Origin of the sequence: Anaerovibrio slackiae, from assembly GCF_009695585.1 — a bacterium.
In the GTDB taxonomy this organism is placed as follows: Bacteria; Bacillota; Negativicutes; order Selenomonadales; family Selenomonadaceae; genus Anaerovibrio; species Anaerovibrio slackiae.
In genome coordinates, this window is record NZ_VUNR01000039.1 from 1 (window position 1) to 18,792 (window position 18,792).

At 52.4% G+C, this 18,792-nt stretch carries 16 protein-coding genes, 1 rRNA gene and 1 riboswitch; all 17 genes read right to left on the minus strand.

Annotation, left to right across the window (positions count from 1 at the left end; genetic code table 11):
• Window positions 1-136 precede the first annotated feature (136 nt).
• On the minus strand, window positions 137-1,384 hold the full coding sequence (gene glyA, locus FYJ84_RS13100) for a serine hydroxymethyltransferase (protein WP_154408050.1): 1,248 nt from the start codon (window positions 1,382-1,384) through the stop codon (window positions 137-139).
• 92 nt (window positions 1,385-1,476) lie between these two features.
• Window positions 1,477-2,826 carry a dihydrolipoyl dehydrogenase gene (lpdA, locus tag FYJ84_RS13105; RefSeq protein WP_205764267.1) on the minus strand — a complete coding sequence of 450 codons (1,350 nt, stop codon included), beginning with the start codon at window positions 2,824-2,826 and terminating at the stop codon, window positions 1,477-1,479.
• 103 nt (window positions 2,827-2,929) lie between these two features.
• Window positions 2,930-3,919, minus strand: coding sequence for a lipoate--protein ligase (locus FYJ84_RS13110; protein WP_154408052.1), 990 nt, complete (start codon window positions 3,917-3,919; stop codon window positions 2,930-2,932).
• Between the two features lie 95 nt (window positions 3,920-4,014).
• Window positions 4,015-5,448 (minus strand): aminomethyl-transferring glycine dehydrogenase subunit GcvPB, encoded by a 1,434-nt coding sequence (gene gcvPB, locus FYJ84_RS13115; RefSeq protein WP_154408063.1) that lies wholly within the window; start codon window positions 5,446-5,448, stop codon window positions 4,015-4,017.
• Window positions 5,448-6,770: an aminomethyl-transferring glycine dehydrogenase subunit GcvPA gene (gcvPA, locus tag FYJ84_RS13120; protein ID WP_154408053.1), complete on the minus strand. Its 1,323-nt coding sequence runs from the start codon at window positions 6,768-6,770 to the stop codon at window positions 5,448-5,450. The genes gcvPB and gcvPA overlap by 1 nt, the downstream gene beginning before the upstream one ends.
• 2 nt (window positions 6,771-6,772) lie before the next feature.
• Window positions 6,773-7,156: a glycine cleavage system protein GcvH gene (gcvH, locus tag FYJ84_RS13125; RefSeq protein ID WP_154408054.1), complete on the minus strand. Its 384-nt coding sequence runs from the start codon at window positions 7,154-7,156 to the stop codon at window positions 6,773-6,775.
• A gap of 58 nt (window positions 7,157-7,214) precedes the next feature.
• A complete protein-coding gene (gene gcvT, locus FYJ84_RS13130; RefSeq protein WP_154408055.1) occupies window positions 7,215-8,300 on the minus strand; it encodes a glycine cleavage system aminomethyltransferase GcvT in 1,086 nt (361 codons plus the stop codon).
• Between the two features lie 172 nt (window positions 8,301-8,472).
• Window positions 8,473-8,570: riboswitch (glycine riboswitch) on the minus strand.
• A gap of 13 nt (window positions 8,571-8,583) precedes the next feature.
• Window positions 8,584-10,011: an alanine/glycine:cation symporter family protein gene (locus FYJ84_RS13135; RefSeq protein ID WP_205764268.1), complete on the minus strand. Its 1,428-nt coding sequence runs from the start codon at window positions 10,009-10,011 to the stop codon at window positions 8,584-8,586.
• Window positions 10,012-10,333: 322 nt separating this feature from the next.
• The gene (nagA, locus tag FYJ84_RS13140) at window positions 10,334-11,464 is read right to left on the minus strand and encodes an N-acetylglucosamine-6-phosphate deacetylase (RefSeq protein WP_154408056.1); all 1,131 of its coding nucleotides are present in this window, start codon (window positions 11,462-11,464) and stop codon (window positions 10,334-10,336) included.
• Between the two features lie 100 nt (window positions 11,465-11,564).
• Complete coding sequence (nagB, locus tag FYJ84_RS13145; RefSeq protein ID WP_154408057.1) at window positions 11,565-12,290, minus strand: glucosamine-6-phosphate deaminase; 726 nt, start codon at window positions 12,288-12,290, stop codon at window positions 11,565-11,567.
• Between the two features lies 1 nt (window position 12,291).
• Entirely contained in the window at window positions 12,292-13,107 is an 816-nt protein-coding gene (locus tag FYJ84_RS13150; RefSeq protein ID WP_154408058.1) for a MurR/RpiR family transcriptional regulator, read from the minus strand.
• Between the two features lie 54 nt (window positions 13,108-13,161).
• On the minus strand, window positions 13,162-14,040 hold the full coding sequence (locus FYJ84_RS13155) for an ROK family protein (protein WP_154408059.1): 879 nt from the start codon (window positions 14,038-14,040) through the stop codon (window positions 13,162-13,164).
• Between the two features lie 106 nt (window positions 14,041-14,146).
• Entirely contained in the window at window positions 14,147-14,596 is a 450-nt protein-coding gene (locus tag FYJ84_RS13160) for a YhcH/YjgK/YiaL family protein (protein WP_154408060.1), read from the minus strand.
• A gap of 31 nt (window positions 14,597-14,627) precedes the next feature.
• Window positions 14,628-16,133, minus strand: coding sequence for a sodium:solute symporter (locus tag FYJ84_RS13165; RefSeq protein ID WP_154408061.1), 1,506 nt, complete (start codon window positions 16,131-16,133; stop codon window positions 14,628-14,630).
• Window positions 16,134-16,327: 194 nt separating this feature from the next.
• Window positions 16,328-17,245, minus strand: a complete 918-nt coding sequence (locus FYJ84_RS13170; protein ID WP_154408062.1) for a dihydrodipicolinate synthase family protein — start codon at window positions 17,243-17,245, stop codon at window positions 16,328-16,330.
• Window positions 17,246-17,410: 165 nt separating this feature from the next.
• On the minus strand, window positions 17,411-18,154 hold the full coding sequence (locus FYJ84_RS13175) for an N-acetylmannosamine-6-phosphate 2-epimerase (RefSeq protein WP_235901494.1): 744 nt from the start codon (window positions 18,152-18,154) through the stop codon (window positions 17,411-17,413).
• Window positions 18,155-18,628: 474 nt separating this feature from the next.
• Window positions 18,629-18,745 (minus strand): 5S ribosomal RNA (rrf, locus tag FYJ84_RS13180).
• Between the last annotated feature and the right edge of the window lie 47 nt (window positions 18,746-18,792).

An 18,792-nucleotide genomic window follows, 5' to 3' on the forward strand; every position in this document is an offset into this window, starting at 1 on the left:
AGCGAGTTTTCTATGGGTACTGCCGCTACCTGTCCCTTTCCAATGTCTGAACAGAGTCCACGAAGTATCAAATTACATCAGTCAGTATATGCACGAAGTAACGATCCAGCACTACGACAAACTGAAATTTTCCATTTTATTCGTAGAGCGGATATTTCTCACACAAAGCCTCTACGCGGCTTCTTGCCTGCTCCCTTGCCCCCTCGTCATCAGGATTATCCAGCACCAGGGCAATAATATCCGCCACTTCCTTCATGTCCTCCTCCTTAAAGCCACGGGTAGTCAGGGCAGGAGAACCCAGGCGCAGGCCGCTGGTGGTGAACGGGCTCAGCTTCTCAAACGGAATAGTATTCTTGTTGGCAGTGATGCCCACCTCATCCAGCAGATTCTGCGCCAGCTTGCCGGTGATTTTCTTGCTGGTCAGATCCACCAGCATCAGGTGATTATCTGTGCCGCCGGAAACAATGCGGAATCCGTCTGCCTGCAAAGTATCAGCCAGCACCTTGGCATTTTTCACCACCTGCTGTGCATACTCCTTGAACTCAGGAGACAAAGCCTCCTTCAGTGCCACAGCCTTGGCAGCAATCACATGCATCAGAGGGCCGCCCTGAATACCAGGGAAAATAGCCTTGTTAAACTGCTTGCCAAATTCCTCATCCTTGCACAAAATCATGCCGCCACGCGGTCCCCGCAGAGTCTTGTGGGTAGTAGTCGTAACCACGTCAGCAAAAGGAACAGGGCTTGGATGCAGCCCGGCAGCCACCAGTCCGGCAATATGGGCCATATCAACCATGAGATAAGCCCCTACGCTGTGGGCAATCTCCGCCATGCGCTCAAAATCAATAGTCCGGGCATAGGCAGAAGCACCAGCTACAATCAGCTTCGGCTTGCACTCCTCCGCAATGGTCTGAATCTCGTCATAATCCAGCATTTCCGTCTCTGCACTGACACCATAAGGCACAATCTTGAAATACTTGCCGGACATATTTACAGGCGAGCCATGAGTCAGATGGCCGCCATCCGTCAGATTCATGCCCATAACAGTATCCCCTGGTGTCAGCAGGGCAAAAAACACTGCCATATTCGCCTGTGCACCGGAATGAGGCTGCACATTGACATACTCGGCACCAAAAAGCTCCTTGGCCCGGTCAATGGCCAGCTGCTCCACTACATCTACATGCTCACAGCCGCCATAATACCGCTTGCCCGGATACCCCTCCGCATATTTATTGGTCAGCACGCTGCCCTGGGCCTCCATCACAGCCTTGCTGACAATATTCTCAGAAGCAATCAGCTCCAGCTTGCTGCGCTGCCTGCCCAGCTCCTTGCCAATAGCCTCAAAAACCTCGCTATCTGTACCAGCCAATGTATTCATCAAGCTCATAACAATTCCTCCACAATAGCACAATACCACAACACCAAAACAATAAAAATTTCACACTATCCACAGCCCTCAAAAGCCGTGTCTGAAGCGCCTTATTTGGCAGCCTGTCCAATCATCTCCACAAAGGTAGGATGCGGATGAATGGTAGCAGCAACATCCTCCAGCTTCAAGCCCAGCCGCACAGCCACTGCCAGCTCCCCAATCATGTCGGTAGCCCTGTTGCACACCAGCTGTGCTCCCAGCAAAGTGCCATCCTCAGCTGCCACCAGCTTCACGAAGCCTCCGTCACCACCGGCAATCAGGCTCTTGCCATTGCTGCCCGTAGGCAGCTTTTTCACCACCACATCAATGCCCTGCTCCTTGGCCTGCTCCTGGCTAAGCCCCACGGAAGCAATCTCAGGACAGGTATACACGCAGCTTGGCACCACGCTCATATCAACAGCCCCCTTGCCGCCACAGATTACATCAATCACGTTCTCCCCCTGGGCGGCAGCCACATGAGCCAGCTGGACATTGCCAGCCATGGCATCACCGATAGCATATATCCCGTCGATGCTGGTATGCCCGTCAGCATCAGCCACCAGGGCACCCCGGTTCATCTCCGGCTCTACCCCATCACCAAACAACCCCTCAAGGGCCGCCCTGCGCCCGGCTGCCATCAGCACTGCCTCGGCACATGCCACCTGCTCCTTGCCCTTTTTGTCCAGATAGGTGACAGACATGCTGCCAGCCTCGCCGCTGATAGCCTTAACCTGGCAGGAAGCCTCAATCACCGCCCCCATCCTTTTTAGCTTCACGGCCAGCCGCTGGGCAATTTCCTTTTCCATAGGCGGCAAAATATGCTCCGCCATTTCCACTATAGTCACCTTGCAGCCAAGATTCAGGTAAATCGAGGCACACTCCACGCCAATGACGCCGCCCCCGATAATCACCAGGGACGAAAACTCTTTTCCATCGCCCTCCAGCAGGTCATTGCTGGTATATACGCCACTGCTGTCACTGCCGGGGATAGGCGGCATGGCGGGCTTTGAGCCTGCCGCCACGATGATATGCTCCGCCTCATACTCTGTGCCATTGCAGCTTATCACGCCGGGAGCCGTTATCTGGGCAGCACCCTGGACAACCTCTACCTTCGCTGCCTTCATCAGCTTGTCAATGGCACCCCGCAGGGACTCCACAATCTCATTCTTCCGCTGGTGCATGGCTTTTTGGTCTGCCGCCACATCGCTTACCCTGATGCCAAAACGCCCGGCATCCTTTATCTCCCCCAAAAGCTCTGCCGAATGCAAAAGAGCCTTGGTAGGAATACAGCCCCGGTTCAGGCAGGTACCGCCCAAGTGGGATTTTTCAAACAGCACCACGCTCCTGCCCAGCCTGCCGGCCTTGGCGGCCGCCGTGTAACCACCGGGGCCTGCCCCGATTACTGCAATATCATATTTCATGCCCGTCCTGCCTTTCATATATTACAACCCAATAACCATAAATTAGCCAACAATCCCATTTTTCACGTCAATCTCGATAAAAATATGTAAAAAAACAAATATATCATGCAGGCAGCAGCATGCATGCAATATCATCTGCAATTCTCGGGCTGGCCTCATCGCTCATGGAAAGCCGTGCCAAAATCCTATCCCGGTTCATAAGGCAGCCCTGCAAAAGCCCCGGCACCTCCTGCAAAAATTCCGCATCCAGACCATCTGTCCAAAGCTGCAGCTCCTGCACTGACTGCTTATCCTGGCTGAGGCTGTAATCCATCCGCACAGTGCCCCAGCCAAAGCGGGCTTCCTTGCTGAAGTCCAGTACCTTGGCCTCGCCATACAGCCACTCTTTAGCTGACATTTTAGCTTCCTCAGACCGCCAAAAGTCCCTGTCAGCCTCCGTCAGCTCCAAGGGGCTGACAGGCAGGCCGTATATATCACAGAAGGCTTCCTGCAAACTTTTCTTCATGCCTTCTACTGTAATGGCCGGATTCAAGTCCGCCAGATTGCACACCCTGGACTGCACCGACTGAACCCCCTTCGCCCTGAGCTTCAGCGGCGAAACATTCAGATACTTCGGCAGCCGGCTCATATCCACATTCATCATCAGCGTACCATGATGGTAGCTTCTGCCATCGTGATGATAATAAGCATGGCCGGAGAATTTCTTCCCATCAATAGTCAGGTCATTGCGCCCGTTTTTCTCTCCCTTCAGCCCCAGCATCTGCACCGCCTGCAAGATAACGCCGGTCTGCCTGCTGACATCAAAATCCCCGGTATTCATAATCATGGTAAAATTCAAATTGCCCAAATCATGATACACGGCACCGCCGCCGGACAGCCTCCTGGCCAGATAGCCGCCATCCTGCTCCAGCTGCTGCACATGGCATTCAGCCAGGGCATTCTGATTGCGCCCGATAACTACTGTGTGCTTATTCTGCCACAGGTACAGGTAACACTCCCCCGGCTGCAGCCTTTTCAGAAGCACCGCTTCCAGCGCCAGATTGCGATGGGGATTATTGCTGTCACCCTCAATTACGAATAGCTTATCAATCATCACTCATCAGTCCTTATAAATATATTTTAGGCAAATTACTTTATGCAAAATATCTTATGCTAATCAGCTAATCAGCAAATTAACAAATCAGCAAATTAGGCAAAGCTATAGGTCAGCACCGGCTTCCGTGCCGCATTTACCTCGTCAGGACGGCCGATATAGCAGTCATGGGGGGCATGGTGCAGCGCCTCGCCATCAGTCTTTGCTTCCTCAAGGATATTCAGGAAAAGCTCTGCCGCCTTGTCCAAGGTCTCCTTGCTTTCCGTCTCCGTCGGCTCAATCATCAGAGCCTCATGGACAATCAGCGGGAAATACATGGTTGGCGGATGGATGCCGAAGTCCAGCAGCCGCTTTGCCACATCCATGGCAGCTACGCCATAATCATGCTTCAGCTTTTCCAGGGTCATAACAAACTCATGCATGCAGACCGTATCATATGCCATATCATATTTGCCTTTCAAAAGGCTCATCATGTAGTTGGCATTCAGCACCGCATTGGTAGATGCCTCTGGAATACCTTCCTTGCCAAGAGTCAGGATATAGGCAAGGGCACGAACCACCACCAGGAAATTGCCGCCAAAGCTGCGCACCTGCCCCATAGAATTGGCTGGCGCAAAAAGGGAATACACCCCATCGGACAGCCTGACCTGAGGCGTTGGCAGGAAATCTGCCAAAAATGCCTTGCAGCCTACCGGGCCGCTGCCCGGGCCGCCGCCCCCATGAGGGGTGGAAAAGGTCTTGTGCAGGTTCACATGGACACAGTCAAAGCCCATATCCCCGGGACGAACCACGCCCATAATAGCGTTCAGGTTGGCGCCATCGTAGTAGCACAGGCCCCCGGCCTCATGGATAATGCTGGTAATCTCCAAAATATTCGGGTCAAAAATGCCAACCGTATTGGGATTGGTCAGCATAAGGCCGGCAGTATCATCGCCTACTGCTGCCCGCAACGCTTCCAGATCAACGCCCCCATCAGCATTGGATGGCACGGACACCACAGAAAATCCTGCCATCACTGCCGAAGCAGGATTGGTGCCATGGGCGGAATCAGGCACGATAATCTTTGTCCTGCCCTTATCCCCTCTGGACAAGTGGTAGTTCCTGATAAGCAGAAGGCCAGTGTATTCCCCATGGGCACCGGCTGCCGGCTGCAAGGTAATGGAATCCATGCCGGTAATCTCTCCCAGCAGCTTTTCCGTCTCATACATGACCTGCAATGCTCCCTGCACGGAATTTTCCGGCTGCAGAGGATGAATTGCCGTAAAGCCCGGCAGGCTGCTCATTTCCTCATTGATGCGGGGATTGTACTTCATGGTGCAGGAGCCCAGAGGATAAAAGCCATCATTTACGCCATGGGTTTCCTTGGCAAGCTCCGTATAGTGCCTGCCCAAATCTATCTCAGCCAGCTCAGGCAGCTTTGGTGCTTCCTGACGCAGCAGCCCTTCGGCAAAATCAGCCTCCGGCACATCGCAGCCAGGCAGCAAATCCATGCCCCTGCCGGCCCTGCTTCTTTCAAATAACAGCTCCATCATGCCACCTCCTGGCAAACAGCCTTGATAACCTGTATCAATTTATCAATCTTTTCCTTGGTACAAAGCTCCGTACAGCACCAGAGGATGCCATCTTCCACCGGCAGTCCGCCCAGAATTCCCTCTGCCGCCAAATCCTCCTCCAGAATCTTGGCAGGTATCGGCGTCGTGGTAACAAATTCATGGAAGAACGGCTTGTCAGTCACCAGGCTGAACCCCGGAATCTTGCACAGCTCCTCTGCCAGGTAATGGGCATGGGCGGCGGAATTTACAGCCGCCTGCCGGATGCCCTTTGGCCCCATGGCAGCCAGGTAAACTGCCGCCGTCATGGCGCACAATGCCTCATTGGAGCAGATGTTGGAAGATGCCTTCTCACGGCGGATGTGCTGCTCCCTTGCCTGCAAGGTCAGCACATAGCATCTTTTGCCGTTGGCATCTTTAGTTTCACCCACAATACGCCCCGGCAGCTTGCGCACCATGGCACTTGTAGCAGTCATAAAGCCCAGATAAGGGCCGCCAAAACCAAGCGGCATGCCCAATGGCTGGCCTTCGCCTACGGCAATGTCCACGCCATACTCCCCAGGAGTTTTCAATAAACCCAGCGCAATAGGGTTGACACCCATAATCACCTTGGCACCTGCCTCATGGGCAGCAGCCACCACAGCCTCCATATCCTCAATCACGCCATAATAGTTCGGGCTTTGCACATAGACACAGGCACTGGTCTTGTCAAGAGCTGATTTCAATGCCTCAATATCGGTTGCATAATCAGCCACAGGCAGCACCTTTACCTCTACGCTGCGGCTGGCACAGTAAGTCTTTATTACTGCCAGCACCTTCGGGTCAACAGCCCCGGATACGATAACTCCCTGCTTCTTCCGCTCCTGGCACATGAATACTGCCTCGGCAGCAGCCACAGCGCCATCATACACGGAAGCGTTGGACACATCCATGCCCGTCAGCTGGCACATCTCAGTCTGATACTCAAAGATGGACTGCAATACGCCCTGGCTGATCTCCGCCTGATAAGGAGTGTAGGCAGTGACGAATTCCTCCTTGGAAGTAACGGTCTTGACAATGGATGGAATGTAGTGATTGTAGGCACCGGCACCCCGGAAGATACTGGAAAACACCTTGTTTTTGCCAGCCATGCCGGTGATTTTTTCCCTGACTTCCAGCTCGGTGCAGCCCTCAGGAATATTCAGCTCCTTGAGGCGTACTGACTCCGGCACGGCAGCGTACAGCTCATCAGTGCTGCTCATGCCGATGGCAGACAGCATTTCTTGCCGCTCCTGCCGGGTGGATGGAATATAGCTTCCCATGATTATGCCTCCTCGTTTGCACAGAATTCCTCATAGGCTGCTGCATCCATCAATTCCTCAGTATCGGACACATCCTTTACCTTAATCAGCCACTGCTCATAAGGCTCCTGATTAATGAGGGCAGGCTCGTCAATAAGTCCCTCATTGACCTCTGCTACAGTGCCGCTGACAGGGCTGAATACATCGGACACAGCCTTTACGGACTCCACATCAGCAAAGGACTCGCCGCTGGCTACATCATCGCCCTCCTCCGGCATGTTGATGAAAACAATATCTCCCAGTGCGTCCTGAGCAAAATCTGTCAGGCCTACCACATAGAGTCCGTCTTCTTCCTTTACCCACTCGTGGGACTTGGTATATTTCAGTTCTGCTGGTACGTTTGCCATAATAAATCGCTCCTTTTGCCATATTACATGTAAATATCTCAGTAAATTATTTTACTTGTCAGCTCCGCTTGTAGAAGGGCAGCTCCACAATCTTCGCCTCTATGCGGCGGCCACGGACTTCCACCTCTGCCAAAGTGCCCAAATCCGCCTTGTCCGCAGGCACATAAGCCATAGCAATAGCCTTGCCCAGATACGGGCAGTGGGTGCCGGAAGTAGTAATACCCACCTCAACATCATCGATGAATACAGGCTGATGTTCACGGATAATGCCCCGGCCCGTCACCTCAAGGCCTACCCTGGCCTTCTGAGGCGTACCTGCCGCAAGCATGGCATCCCTGCCGATAAACTCAGGCTTATTCAGCTTGACGCCAAAATCCAGCCCTGCCTCCAGTGGCGTAATCACATCATCCATCTCATGGCCATAAAGCGGCATGGCAGCCTCCAGCCGCAGGGTATCACGGGCACCCAGGCCGCAAGGAATAAGGCCGTACTCCCCACCTGCCTCCATGAGGATTTCCCACAGCTTGGCACCGTTTTCTGCTGCCGTATAAATCTCATAGCCTAGCTCGCCGGTATAGCCGGTACGGGAAATCATGCACTTCAAATCCTTGATATAGACTTCCTCGATAGCGGTGTAATATTTCTTGGGAATGGACTCCTCCGGCAGAAGCTTCGCCATAATCTCCGGCGCCTTCGGCCCCTGCAAGGCCAGCTGGGCAATGCTGTCAGAAATATCCTCAATAGTAGTTCCATCCAGCACATGCTCCTTCATATGTGCCACATCCTTGTGCCTGTTGGCGGCATTGACCACCACCAGGTACTTTTCCTCCCCAAACTTGTACACAATCAGGTCATCCACGCAGCCGCCATTTTCATGGCACATGACGCTGTAGCGGACACGCCCCACAGTCATATTGGTAAAATCATTGGTCAGCATGTGATTGAGGCTTGCCAGTGCCGTAGGCCCGGTAAACATCACCTCGCCCATGTGGGAAACATCAAACAGGCCGCACTTCTCACGGACAGCCATGTGCTCGGCAATTACGCCTGACTTGTACTGCACCGGCAGCAGATACCCGGCAAAGGGCACAATCTTCCCTCCGGCAGCCACATGCACATCATACAGCGGTGTCTTCAATTCCATCTCTATCCTTCCTCTCTCATAACAATACCAATCTCATTTATACAAACATGCCCAATACTACTTGCAGCAGGCATCGTAATTTTCTAAAAATAATAGGCACAGAGGGCAAGCCCTATTTCAGCCTGCCAACTGTGCCCCTGTTTAACACTTTAATTAAGAATAACCAGAGTTCCGTCCAAAACCGGTCCCTTTGCCTGAGAGTTTCTGCAGCCCCTTCGGCGACCTATCCACCACCATCCGGCGATGGGTGTTCTCTCCCGATTTTCTCATCCGGAATATACAATTACATAGAAGGAGTCAGACCAGTCAGGTCAATATCCTCTCCATCCTTTTCCTTCTCCACAACCAGCTCCTGGTACTCAAAGCACTCATGAGCAATATCCTTGTTCAGCCACAGCAGGCAGATCAGGTTCGGAATAGCCATCAGGCCGTTCATGGTATCAGAGAAGTTCCACACGAACTCCAAAGTCTGGGTTGCACCCACGAAAGCCACCAGGCTGAACAATACACGGTAGCCCATGATTACGGCACGGTTGCTTACAAGATACTCAAGGGATTTCTCGCCATAATACTCCCAGCCCAGAATGGTGGAAAAAGCAAAGAGAGCCAGAGCGATGGAAACAATATACTTGGCAGCCTCGCCAAATACAGAGGAGAAAGCCAGGATAGTCAGGTTAGCACCGGAAACCGCCTTGCCGGTTGCAGGGTCAATAGTGCCCAGCATGCCGGAGGAAGCGATAACCAGGCCGGTCAGCGCACAGATAATCATGGTATCAAAGAAAGTACCGGTCATGTTTACATAACCCTGACGGGAAGCATGGTCAGTCTTGGCAGCAGCTGCTGCAATAGGAGCAGAACCAAGGCCTGCCTCGTTGGAGAACACGCCCCGGGCAATACCCCAGCGCATGGAGGTCAGCATAGAAGCTACGATAGAACCACCAACACCACCGGCAACTGCATCAGGAGCAAAAGCCATGCGGAAAATCTCAGCAATACCTGCCGGCAAAGCAGAAGCATTGACAACAATAACAATCATAGCGGCTACAAAATAGAAAGCAGCCATAGCAGGAACAATCACGCTGGAAACAGCACCGATGCTGCGGATGCCCCGAAGCAGCACCGCCAGGCAGCAGGCAACAAGAATCACGCCTACAACCACCGGACTAAGGCCAAGGCTTGCCTCAAAGGCGGAAGAAATGGAATTTGCCTGAGTCATATTGCCGATACCGAAAGAAGCACAAACAGCAAAGAGGGCAAACAAGCCAGCCAGGGCACTGCCGATAGCCTTGTTGCCAAAGCCGTACTTCATAGCGTACATCGGCCCACCGGCCATCTCGCCTACGCTATTGGTCTTCCTGTACTTTACTGCCAGCACGGACTCACCATACTTGGTGGAAAGACCAAAAGCTGCGGAAATCCACATCCATACCAGGGCACCAGGACCGCCCAGCACCATGGCCGTGGAAACACCTACGATATTGCCGGTGCCCACAGTAGCGGAAAGAGCCGTCATCAAAGACTGGAACGGGCTGATATCACCAGCACTATTATCACGCTTGCTGACAATCATCTTGATTGCATAAGGAAGATTGCGCCAAGGCAAAAACTTCAGCCTTATCGTCAGGAAAATACCTGTACCTACCAGGAACGCCAGCATCACCGGCCCCCAGACAAAATCATTAATATCTGCCATCAATGTTACAAAGTCCATAAAGCATAACCTCCAAATATCACCGGCAGCCTCACCACAAGCCGCCGGAAAACTCACCTTACCACCATAAATGCCAATATTCCAAAAATAACAGCCATGACATTAAATAATAGCCATAAAAAAATCCGTGCCGCTTGCCAAGCAGCACGGAACAACGTCGTCCAAATAATATTTATTTGTGAAATGCATTTCCTTTTGACAAGTATTTTATACCATAAATCACAGAGCCATGTCAATAAATCCGCCTCATGTATACATAACTCTTGCCCGAGGAAAAATTGTATACAAAATGCAGCTTCCCGGCTTACCCAAGTGAACCATTTTATTTAACAGCCCTGCCACCCACAAATACCTGCCGTACATTCAGGTCCCTGTCCAGCAGCACAATATCCGCCCTCTTGCCGGAGGACAAGCTGCCGCAGCAGTCAAAGATGCCGATGGAACGGGCCGGGGTTTCCGAGGCGCTCCGCACCGCAGCCTCAAGAGGTATCTGCATATCCTGCACGGCATTTTTCAGGCACAGCATCAGATTGGTAACAGAACCGGCAATAGTGCCATCCGCCAGGGTAGCAAGATTGCCCTTTACCTTTACTGCCTGGCCTCCCAGGGTATAATCCCCGTCCGCCAGCCCGGCAGCCCTCATGCTGTCGCTGATGAGGCACACCCTGTCACTGCCGAACAGCTTGAAGACAGCACGCACCATGGCAGGGTGGATGTGCACCCCGTCACAGATGAGCTCCACATAGGCACCGGCATCAGCTGCCGCCCCCTGCACCCCCGGCTTCCTGTGATGAAAGGGCAGCATGGCATTGAACAGGTGGGTAACGTGATTTGCCCCTGCCCGAAAAGCCGCCATGGCAGCATCATAATCAGCCACCGTATGCGCCAATGACACATTGACCTCATCCCGGACAGCCTCAATAAACTCAATAGCCCCCGGCTCCTCCGGGGCAATATCCACCAGGCGTATCCTGCCCCCGGACTCCCTGTTCAGCTCCCGGAACAAAGCCGCATCACAAGGGATGATATTCTCCGCTGCCTGGGCACCCTTGTTGGCAGGGCTGATAAAAGGCCCCTCCATGTTGACACCTGCAAAATGAGCCCCTGTATCACCCTGATAAGCCCCGATATTCGCCATGATTTTGTGCAGCTCCGGCAGGGACATGGTCATAGTGGCAGGGCAGATAGTGGTAACCCCCTGCCCGGCCTGATACTCCGCCAAGGTCTTTATTGTATCAGGCTCCGCATCACAGAGATCCGCCCCCATGCAGCCGTGGAAATGGATATCCACCAGCCCGGGGATAGCATACAGGGCATCATCCCCTGCCACATCATTTCCTGCTGCAGCCTCCCCCGTCAGGGACACATCCTTGATAATGCCATCCTCAAAGCTGATGCTGCCACTGACAAACTCATGCTGCTCCGTATAGACAAGCACATTATTTATTTCCATCCAGGCACCTCCAGACCGCCCGCCAAAATTCCATAACTCCTATCTATCAACCGCCCGGCTCACCAATATCATCCGGGCAGCGATAAAAAAGCCAATACCCTTATATCAGTGATAACGCTGCCTCATCAGCAATCAGGGTAACATCATTGTGCATCTGCAAGATAGAGGCAGGCACCTGCGGAGTTACCGGGCCAAAAAACGCCTTCTTCACGATTTCCGCCTTGTCCGCACCGCTGACAATCACCACGATTTTCTTGGCCTGCATGATGGTCTTGATGCCCATGGTATAGGCCTTTTTCGGCACATCCTCTGCGCTGGCAAAGAACCTCTTGTTGGCATTGATGGTAGTCTCCGTCAGCTGCACGCAGTGCACGTCCTTCTCAAAGGCAGCCCCCGGCTCATTGAAGCCGATATGGCCGTTGTGCCCCAGGCCAAGAAGCTGCATATCGATGCCCCCCAGCTCATGAATCAGGGCGGAATAGCGGCGGCACTCCGCTGCCTCGTCCATCTCCATGCCGTTAGGCAGGTATGTCCTGCCCGGATTGATATTGACACGGGTAAAGAGGTGCTGATTCATAAAATAGCGGTAGCTCTGGTCATTTTCTGCGTCCAGCCCCTTGTACTCGTCGAGATTTACAGAAGTCACCTCGGAAAAATCAAGGTCACCCTTCTTGTACCACTCCACCAGCTGGTCATAGGTGCCAACAGGAGATGAGCCCGTGGCAAGCCCCAGCACGCAGTTAGGCTTCATAATCACCTGGGCAGACAGCATATTTGCCGCCTTCCTGCTCATGTCCTTGTAATCCTTTGCCTTGTAGATTCTCATGTCAATTCCTCCTCAACGCCTTCAATGTATTGCCATGCAAGGCTTCCTTGATATAATGGTTGCTCTGCATATACTTGGTATAAATAATATCCTGCAAGACCAGCAGGGGAAACTGGGGCGAAATGGCATTGCCGTAGTCCAGCCTCTGATAGGACGGCACCAGCACCACCTCGTCGCAGAAATCACTGAGTCCCTCCCGGTTGTACGCCGTCACCAGCATGGTCCTCGCCCGGTTCCTGTGAGCCGCCTGCAGCATGTACAGCACATCCTCGGTAGTGCCGCTGATGCTCAGCCCGATGACAAAGCATTTCTTGTTCATGAATACCGTCTGCATCCGCATCCTGTCCTCATAGACAATGGAATCAATATTGATGCCGATGCGCATAAACCTCAGCTCCATTTCCTCCGCCGCCATGCCGGAGCTGCCCTTGCCGCAGACCACTATCCTTTCATACTGGCTGATGTACTTCACAATCCTGTCAATCTGCTTCTCATCAATCAAGTCGTATTCCTTGTTCAGCAAATCCTCATAGATGGACAGGACGCCCTTGGTCACATTGGTCATAGCGGAACGCTTCTTCAGCTTCTGGTTCCTGTACTCAAAAGCAAACTCCCTGTAGCCGCTGAAGCCGCTTTTCTTGGCAAACCGGGAAAGGGTGGCCTCCGACACAAAAAGCCGCTCCGCCATGGCACTGGCAGACATGTCCACATCCTCGTCATTGGCAATAAAAAAATCTGCCACCTTCTTCTCAGCCGGGCTGAACTGCTTATAATTCACATCAATCATGGGAATAATCGAACGCTGCCTGGCTGCCATACCCTTCCCCTCCTTATCACAATTATATCGAGTTACTGCCCCCAATACACTGCCTCAATGCCGTGCCCTGAAATTATAATAAGCCCCCAGCATACCGGCATCATTCCCCAGAGCCGCAAAAGCCAGCTTGGTATGCTTCCGCACGCTTTCCACCAGATACCTGTCCAGCGCCTCATTCAGCCGGGGCGCAAGATATTCCTGCTGCGCCATGATGCCGCCCCCCAGCACCACCACCTCAGGATTAATAATATAGCACACATTGGCAATCCCCCGTGCCAGCACATCCACCATATTATCAATAGCCTCCTGGCAAATGGCATCACCAGCCTGAGCCTGGCTGAACACCCTCTTGCCGTTCCACTCTGATACAGGCTCAGACTTGGCTTCAGCCACCCTCTCCACCATGGCACTGGCAGCACCCTGCCGCTCAAACCGCTCCCCCTTGTCGATGTGCATATAGCCCACCTCAAAGGCACTATGGGAAAACCCGTGATACACCCTGCCATCGGCAATCAGGCAGCCGCCGATGCCGGTCCCCACCGTCATCACCACGGCACTGTGGGTTCCCTTGGCCGCACCTGCCACCCCCTCTGCCAGCCCGGCGCAGTTCACATCGTTTTCCACCTCACAAGGGATGTGAAACCTGGCTTCCACTGCCTCCTTGTGATTGATGCCCGTATATGCAGGTATCAGGGGATTGGCAAAAATTATCCTGCCTGTTTCGCAGTCCACCATACCGGCACTGGAAATACCAACGCCCTTGATTTCCTGCCGTGCCACATAGTGCTCCACGATGCCCAGCACCTTGTCACGGATGGAAGCACCTCCCAGCTGCGCCTCGGTAGCTATCTCATTGCGCTCCGTCAAAACGCCATTTTCATCCACCAGACCGTATTTAATAGCCGTACCGCCGATATCGATTGCTATATACATTTGCCTGCCCCCTGCTCAAATCAATTACCTATAGCACCATGCCTATATTCATATCTGAATCCATATCCACATTCATGTCTGTGCCTATTATTATAACATGAAGCAGTCATATTTTTACCTTGAAAATCACTTTTTTTACCAGCTCAGGCTTACCTGCCTGCACCCCTGTCATGTGCCCGTCACTAGGATAGCAGATGAGAAAATCCCCCGGCCGGAGCACCAAAGAAGCGTTTTTCTCCCCCTCCAGGGGCAGGAAATCATCCTGCTCCACATAACGCCCTGCCGCAAGGTTGCCGGTAAAATTCACATCAATCCGCTCCGTGCCTGACAAAATCAGGTGCACATCCAGATACTCCCGGTGCGCCTCCCAGAACCTTGCCTCCGGCTCCGTGGTCATATACTCCGTGCGATTAAAGAAAAGCTCTTTCCCCTCAATCTCATGGGAGCCCTTGCCATAGCTCAGCAAATTATGCTCACGGGCATAAGCAAAGCACTTCTGCACATTTTCCGGCAAAAAAGCATATTCCCCTGTATTATGGATATTGCCAAAAATCATCTCACTAGCTCCTTTCACTGCCTCAAAAAATTCAGGTATCATACACAGTAGTATGCTGCGGCACCTGGTTTTTCCTGCCTGTCAGGCTGCTCCACAGCATGCTGGCAGGAACGCCTACCACCAAAGATACCAGGATGGAAATAATGGAGTAGGACCAGAATGTAACAGTGCCAGGCGGCAAGAAATACTTGACGAATACCAGCACAGCCGTAGCTGCCAAAAAGGCCACGAAAGTACCTGCGGCATTGGCCACCTTGGTAAAAGCCCCCAGGATAAAGGCACCCACCAGAATGCCCAGCACCAGCCCCATAAAGCCGTTGAACCACTCATAGGCGGATTTTACGCCGCCATTTGCCAGCACCATGGACACCACGATGGCAAAAATCCCCACTGCCAGGGACACCCAGCGGCCAATCTGCGTCTGCCGCTCAAAGGAGATTTCCTGCTTGGAAAGGGTAGCCAGAATATCCATGGTCCAGCTGGAAGACACTGCATTCAAGCCCGTGGACAAGGTAGACTGTGCCGCCGCATAGATGGCTGCCAGCAGAAGGCCTGCCATGCCGATAGGCAGCTCAAAGGAAATGTAGGAGGCAAAAATCTGATCCTGTGCCGCAGCCACCGGCAGAGGATTTGCCTGGTAGAACTTGTACAAACCAGTACCAATAAGATAAAAGACCGTAGCGATAAAGATAGAAAGGCAGCCGTTGGCCAGCATCATCTTATTCAGTTTCTTCATATCGGTAGTAGTGGTAAAACGCTGCACAATATCCTGGCTGGAAATATAGGAGCCCATGGTATTGAAACCGGCACCCACAATCATGATAAACACGCTGTCCTTCAGGATATTGATATCAAACAGCGGCTGGGACGGAGACAGGAACTTGTCCTCGCTGGTAAAAGCCGTCATGATGGCGCCGAAGCCCCCATCCAGATGGTACAGAAGATAAACGAAAGCAAAGGTCACCCCCACCAGCAGCACGGAGCCCTGCATAAAATCAGTCCACAGCACGGACTTCAGGCCGCCTGTATAGGAATAGATAATGGCGATAACGCCCATGACAACAATCAGCACATTTACATCCAGCCCCGTCAGGCTTGCCAGCACCATGCACGGCAGGTACATGATGATGGACATGCGCCCAATCTGATAGATGATGAACATAACCGCCCCCAGCACCCTGAGTGCCTTGCTCTTGAACCGCAGCTCCAGATAATGATATGCCGTATCAATATCCAGCTTGCTGTAAATCGGCAGGAAATACCGGATAGTCAGCGGAATTGCCAGCAGCATGCCCAGCTGGGCGAACCACATCAGCCATGTTCCGGCAAAAGAAATTCCCACCAGGGACAAAAAGGAAATCGGGCTCAGCAGTGTCGCAAAAATCGACACGGAAGTAACCCACCAGGGAATCGTGCCATCCCCCTTGAAATACTCTTTCCCCTTCATATCCTTTTTGGCGAAATGCACGCCAAACAGCAGAACGGCAATCAGGTAGATTACCAGCACCGCCAAATCAATATTAGTGAACCCCTGCATTAAGCTATACCCCTCTCTTTACAGATACCCCGGGCAGCAGATGCTTTCCCCAAAGCACCTGCCACCGCCTATAACACCCTGCTAAAATCGCCTATTACTTGCCTATTGCCTGAAATATTGCTTGCCTATTGCCTGAAATATTGCTTGCCTATTAAATGCCTATTATTTGCCTGTTACCTGCCTGTTTTATGTGCTTACAAAAACTTCTCCCGTGCCTCACGCACCATTCTTGCTGCTTCCTCAGCAATGGCGGCATCCGCCTCAGTCAGCTCTGCCAGCGGCGCACGGACGCTGCCGATGTCCAGCCCCTCGTTAATTTTCAGCATAGCCTTGATAACGGCATACATGTTGCCATGGGCGGAGCACATCTTGTAGATAACCTCGTTGGCGGCATACTGGATTGGCATAGCCTCTGCCAGCCTGCCCTCACGCACCAGCTCATCCATCTTCAGGAACAGCTCCGGCATGACGCCATAGGTGCCGCCGATGCCTGCCTCGGCACCGATTACCCTGCCGCTGATAAACTGCTCATCCGGGCCGTTGAACACGATGTAGTCCTCACCGGCTGCTGCCTTGAACATCTGAATATCCTGCACCGGCATGGAGGAATTTTTCACACCGATAACCTGCGGATTTTTCCGCATTTCAGCAAAGAGGCTGCCGGTCAGCGCCACGCCTGCCAGCTGCGGAATGTTGTAGATAACAAAGTCAGTCTTCGGTGCAGCGGAGCTAATATCGTTCCAATACTTGGCAATGGCATGCTCCGGCAGGCGGAAGTAGATTGGCGGTATGGAGGCAATGGCATCCACCCCCAGGCTTTCTGCGTGGCGGGCCAGCTCCATGCTGTCCTTGGTATTATTGCAGGCCACATGGGCAATCACGGTCAGCTTGCCCTTTGCCACCTGCATGACATTTTCCAGCACAACCTTCTTATCCTCAACGCTCTGGTAGATGCACTCCCCGGAGGAGCCGTTTACATACACGCCCTTGACGCCCTTATCAATGAAATACTGTGCCAGCTGCTGCACCCGCTCCGGGCTGATTTCACCAGCCTCATCGTAGCAGGCATAAAATGCCGGAATAACGCCCTTGTACTTATCCAGATTTCTCATGATTGCTTTTCCCCTTTTCTGTAGCTTCTCTTTTTAATCTTATCTCTAAAAAATAAATCAATTTATCTGACTATCGCTTTTTATCACGTTTCTGCATTACTGTCCCATTGCCGTACCGGCACCATGTTATGCAATACTGCAATACTGCATTACTGCAATACTGCATTACTCCAGCACTTCAGCAAACCTTCTGGTAATAACCTGCGGCCGGGTAATAATTGAGCCTACCACGGCACAGTAAGCCCCCAGCTCAATCACCCTTTTCAGCTTTGCCGGGGTGTCCACATTGCCCTCTGCGATTACAGGATGCTTCACCTTGGCAATGATTTCACGCAGGATGGCAAAATCATCTGCCTCGATTTTATCCCCCTTGCTCTGAGGCGTATAGCCCACCATGGTAGAGCCGATAAAATCAAAGCCAAGCTCATCCGCATGCACCGCCTCTGCCACCGTAGAGCAGTCCGCCATGAACAGCTGCTCAGGGTACTTTGACTTCGCCGCCTTGAACAGCTCATCCAGGGTAATGCCGCCTGGACGGGAATTGATAGTGGCATCCAGGGCGATAATCTCAGGCTTCACCGCCATCAGCTCATCAATCTCCTGCATGGTAGGCGTGATGTACACCTCCGCCCCCTCATAATCACGCTTGATGATGCCGATAATCGGCAGATTCACATTCTGCTGTATCTCCCTGATATCCTCCACGGTATTGGCGCGGATGCCACTGGCACCGCCCTCCTGGGCAGCCACCGCCATGCGCCCCATGATAAAGGACGAATGCAGCGGCTCATGAGGCAGTGCCTGACAGGAGACTATCAGCTTGCCCTTCAGGGCTGCCACCCTTGCGGCTACGGACTCTTTAGCCTCTTTCGAATCTGTTTCCCTCATCTGCTCTTTTGTATCACTCATTACTACTCCCCCTCGAGTAAATTTGCGCTTAATTGCTTTTCATTTATTTCCTGCTTGATTCTGTGCCTATTATATGGCTACTGAAAGAACAAGTCAATCTTATCGCCGCTTTTGGAAATTACTTTCAATATATGCGCAAAAATAACCTAAAATACATGGTAACGGCATGGTTTTGGCATGGTTTTACCTGCTGGCAAGGAAAGTTCTTTCCGCAGTGCCAAACTGTTACTTAGCGATGATGTTTTGCTTGTGTAGCAAGCAAAATAGGCGTAAGTGGAAAACGGAGACTGAGGTACAGGGCGGACCGTTTGTGGCGAATGTAGAAAAAGTATGTCCGTCCCGGGAGCCCGTGCCACAAACTTTCATCAAGTCATTTATTGGCACATCCCGCCCCATCCATGTCCGGTCTGAACAGAGTCCACAAACTTCCAAACGCAAAAAAAGAGGCTACCTTGCAGTAACCTCTCTTGCTCTAACCGGCAACTTCCTATCCTCCCAGGCCGTCTCCAGCCAAGTACTTTCGGCGTTTATGTGCTTAACTACTGTGTTCGGAATGGGAACAGGTGGAGCCACATAGCCATCATCACCGGATTATTCAATTGACTGTACCATGTACAATCAAAACTATACAGAAACAA